We start from the raw sequence: 4,427 nt of genomic DNA on the forward strand, positions 1-4,427 counted from the left end.
TACGCCACATCCTCGGGCGGCAGGGAGGCGTGCAAAGCGCCGTATTCCTCATATAGCGCCACATAGGCAATGCGCAGCTCCTCGCCTACGGCCAGCGCCTTCTGTGCGGGTGTCAAATCGCCCATGGCGCAGGCCTGCAGGCACAGCGGCAACGCCACAGCAAGCAGCACAAGCGGCAGGCCGCGGCGCACGCCGGACGCCTTCCCCGACTTTTCCTGCACCTCACCCGGCGTTTTCGCCTCTTCGCCCGGCACGGCCTCTGCCCCTTCCCTCCCCCCACGGGGAGCGCGGCGCACGCGGGGCAAGCGGACGGGCTTGCTGGCGCGGATGCGGCCATACACAGCCAGCACGCCGCCAAGGGCGGAGCCGATGAGCATGCCGCATTCCAGCATCTCGGCGCGGGTGCCCTCATCCACGTCCACACCAGCAATGGCAAGTACGGCGCAAACAAGGGCAACCATCCCGCCCCAAAATGTCCGCGACTGATACAACGCTTTCTCGTCCCTCACATTCGACCTCCTTTGGTCCTTGCGGTGAATCACAACGCGCGAACCATAGAAAAGCCGCATGTTTCCAGCGAGGGGCATGTGCGCAGACCTGCACTTTCGCCGCGTTCATCCGTCCCGGCCATGCGCTGCACACCCTGCCAAAACGCCGCCGCCTCTGGACAAGGGGTCTGTTATTTGTTCCATTTACGGATGGTTATTGATGCGCCCATGTCGTTCCACACCAACACCGCACAAGAGGCCTCATGAATTCCAACGTTCTCAAAAGGGCCCGCATCTGGCTGGCGAGCATTATGGCCTGCCTTGCCCTCGCCGCCCCGGCCAGTGCTTCGGACGGCCTGAACATTGTCACCTCCACCACCCAAATTGCCGACTTTGCCCGCAACATCGTCGGCGACCGGGGAGAAGTGCACTGCATTCTCGCCCCGGGCGCGGACCCGCACACCTACCAGCCCACACCGGACGACGTGCATATCGTCCTCGACGCGGACCTGTGCCTGCAAAATGGCCTGCACCTTGAGGGCAAAGACTGGATGGGCACCCTCTCCCGCGATGCGGGCAAGCCCATCGTCACCTGCACCGACGGCGTCCAGCCGCTGGCCATCAGTCAGGACGGCCAAACCATACCGGACCCCCACGCATGGTTTTCGCCGCGAAATGCCGCCGTCTACGTCAACAACATCACCCGCGCCGTCAGTCAGCTGGACCCGGACGGCAAGCGCCAGTACGAAGCGCGGGCTCAGCTTTTCCTGCAGCAACTGCGCGTACTGGACGCATGGGTGCGCCAGCAGGTGGCGCGTATTCCGCCCCACCGCCGCATCCTCGTCACCACGCACGACGCGTTCAATTACTTCTGCCGGGAGTTCAAGTTTAACGAGAGGAACAACTATCTGAGCATCGCCCCGGTGGGCTGGTCCACAGGCAGCGAGGTTGGCGCGGGTATGACGCCCGACCGCCGGCGTGTGGTGGTGGAATCCATCGCCAATTCCGGCGCGCCCGCCATCTTTGTGGAAACCACCATCAGCCCCAAGCTCATCCGCGAAATTGCCCGCGACACAGGCGTGGCCATTGGCGGCGAGCTGTACTCGGACTCCATGGGAGAGGCCGATACTGCGGGTGAAACCTACATTGGCATGATGCGGGAAAACGTCCTGCTCATCGTCAATTCCCTGCTGACCAACGGAGACGAGTCGCGCTAACGGCCTGAGCGCCCCGCCCCGCAAAGAAGCAATGCAGGCGGGGCACCCAGAGCAACGTAAGGCGAAAAACCATCCAAAGCCCACGCAATGGGCCAGAGCAACACGAGAATTGGCACCAGCAGGCGCTCCAGGTTGGCGACGCTCACCAGCCTCACCGGCCCTGCGCCCATGTCATCAACGTCAAAGGATACAGGCACCATGCTTCGATTCCTGCTTACCATTTTCATTTGGATTACCTTTGTCGGCGGGGTTGGGGTGTACATGCACCTGCGCGACTCCGGGCAGGCGCCCCCAGCCCTTGCCGAAGCCGCGCCCGAAGCGGCCCGCGCCGTGTACGACATTGAGCTGACCCCAACGTTCTCCGCGCAGGCCGACCCCTTTGCCCTGCGCACCACGGACGCCGACGCGCCAGCCATAACCGTCACCCTCAACGGCGCATCCATTGGCACCATCCCAAGCGGCATCAGCCCCGGTCAGCCGTGGGTACGGCGCGCCGTCTCCGGCGTGGTGCAGGGGGCAAACGAAATCTACGTACAGGCCGCGCCGCCCGTCGCCGCAGGGGGCACCCGCCATGCGGTGCGCGTCCGCGTCCTGCGCAATGGCCAGCCCACAGCGGAAACCACTTTCTGGAACGACGGCGGCGCAAGCGTCAGCGGAACCCTGCGCTTTACCGCAGCCAGCGACGGAGACCATTCATGACCACCACAGAGCGCAAAACCGTCATTGAGGTCAAACACCTCACCGTCAGCTACGGGCCAAAGCCCGCCCTGCTGGACATGACGCTCTCCATTGAAAACGGCCTGCTGGTCGGCGTCATCGGCCCAAACGGTGCGGGCAAGTCAACGTTCATCAAGGCCATTTTGGGCTTTGTGCACCGCGATGTCGGGCATGTGCGCATCGACGGCATTGATGCGGAAAAGGCCAAGGGGCGCGTGGCCTATGTGCCCCAGCGCGGCGCTGTGGACTGGGACTTTCCCATCACCGTGCGCGAGGTTGCCATGATGGGGCGCTACAACCTCATCCCGTGGTACCGCAATCCCGGTCCAGAAGACCGCGACGCCGTGGACGAAGCGCTGGACATGGTGCGCATGGCCGAATTTGCGGACCGGCAAATCGGCCAACTGTCCGGCGGCCAGCAGCAGCGGGTATTCATGGCCCGCGCCCTTGCCCAAGGCTCGGACATTCTGCTGCTGGACGAACCCTTCGCCGGGGTGGACGCCGCAACAGAGCGCGCCATTTTAGACGTGCTGGAGCGTGCCAAGTCCGCAGGCAAAACCCTTGTCGTGGTGCACCACGACCTTGCCACCGCCGCCGAATACTTTGACCGCCTCGCCCTCATCAAGCAGCGTCTGTTTGCCTACGGCACGCCGCAAATGGTCCTGCGCGAGGACCTGCTGAGCGAGGTCTATGAAGGCAAACTCCGCGTCTTTTCCGATGTTTTCCGCAAGGAGGAAACCACGCCGTGATAGATTTCCTCAGCCATGCGTTTCTTGACCCGCTCTCGCAGGCGTATTTTCAAAAGTCGCTCATCGGGGCCAGCATCGTTGCGGTGGTGGCCAGCGTTGTGGGGTGCCTTGTGGTGCTGCGCCGCATGGCCTTTTTGGGCGATGCGCTCTCCCACGCCATGATTGCCGGTGTGGCGGGGGGCTATCTTGTCATGAAGATGCTCTTTGGGCTGGAAGCCAACGCCCCGGGCATGCTGATTGGCTCGCTCATCGCGGCCATCCTCACCGTAGGGCTTATCGGCTTTGTCTCCCGCGTCTCACGCGTGAAGGAGGACACAGCCATCGGCATCATGTACACGGGCGTTTTTGCCCTTGGCGTGGTGGTGGTCTCCATCTTCCGGCACTATATCCACATCGACCTCATGCACTTCATCATGGGCGATGTGCTTGGCATTTCGGATACGGACCTGTGGGTCAGCGCCCTTGTGGCCGCGACGGTGCTGTCCTGCATTATCTTGTTCTTCCGCCATTTTCAGATATCCGCGTTTGACCCGGTTATGGCCGCGTCCATTGGCTTGCCCATTGTCTTTTTGGACTATCTGCTGACCACGTGCGTCTCCCTTGTGGTGGTCAGCGCGGTGAGCATGGTGGGCGTTATTCTGGTGGTGGGACTACTCATCACTCCGGCGGCAACGGCGTACCTGCTGTCCGACAGACTCTCGCGGATGATGGCGCTGGCGGCGCTCTTTGGCGTGACCAGCGTGGTGGGCGGGCTGTACCTGTGTGTGTGGCTCGACACCGCCGGCGGCGGCGCAATTATGGTGTTCTCCACCCTGCAATTCATCGTTGTGCTCACGCTGGCACCGCGCTACGGGCTTATCGCGCGCTGGCTGCGGCAGCGCCACGCCGTGCCCCAGCATGTGCTGGAGGACATCCTTGGCGCACTCATCCGCCGCGCTGGCGACCCCGCCACAGCAGGCGACATCCGCCCCTACGTGGCCGACGGCAAGCGCCTACGCGCCTCGCTGGGGAATATGGTACGCGATGCACTCATCACCGAAACCAACGCCCATTACACCCTCACCCCCAAGGGCGCGCAGGAGGCCAGCCGCATTCTGCGCGCACACCGGCTATGGGAAAGCTACCTAGAACACATCGGCACCCCCGCCGGAGAGGTGCACGAACGCGCCCACATCCTCGAACACATTCAGGACCAACGCGCCATAGACTATCTGGACAGTCTGCTGGGGTACCCCACAACAGACCCCCACGGCCAC

Annotated in this window: 5 protein-coding genes; 4 read left to right on the plus strand and 1 reads right to left on the minus strand. The window is 63.2% G+C overall.

Annotated features, from left to right (window positions below):
* A partial coding sequence (locus ACY69P_RS14455) for a hypothetical protein (RefSeq protein WP_462327980.1) occupies positions 1–509 on the minus strand: 509 nt, incomplete at its 3' end.
* 242 nt (positions 510–751) lie between these two features.
* Between ACY69P_RS14455 and ACY69P_RS14460 the strand changes: the two genes are divergently transcribed.
* From ACY69P_RS14460 to ACY69P_RS14475, 4 genes are all read left to right on the plus strand, one after another.
* On the plus strand, positions 752–1,705 hold the full coding sequence (locus ACY69P_RS14460; RefSeq protein ID WP_462327981.1) for a metal ABC transporter solute-binding protein, Zn/Mn family: 954 nt from the start codon (positions 752–754) through the stop codon (positions 1,703–1,705).
* Positions 1,706–1,903: 198 nt separating this feature from the next.
* Positions 1,904–2,404, plus strand: a complete 501-nt coding sequence (locus ACY69P_RS14465) for a hypothetical protein (RefSeq protein ID WP_462327982.1) — start codon at positions 1,904–1,906, stop codon at positions 2,402–2,404.
* On the plus strand, positions 2,401–3,171 hold the full coding sequence (locus tag ACY69P_RS14470) for a metal ABC transporter ATP-binding protein (RefSeq protein WP_404845089.1): 771 nt from the start codon (positions 2,401–2,403) through the stop codon (positions 3,169–3,171). The genes ACY69P_RS14465 and ACY69P_RS14470 overlap by 4 nt, the downstream gene beginning before the upstream one ends.
* A partial coding sequence (locus tag ACY69P_RS14475) for a metal ABC transporter permease (RefSeq protein ID WP_462327983.1) occupies positions 3,168–4,427 on the plus strand: 1,260 nt, incomplete at its 3' end. The genes ACY69P_RS14470 and ACY69P_RS14475, both read left to right, overlap by 4 nt.

This window comes from Desulfobaculum sp. (genome assembly GCF_054921475.1).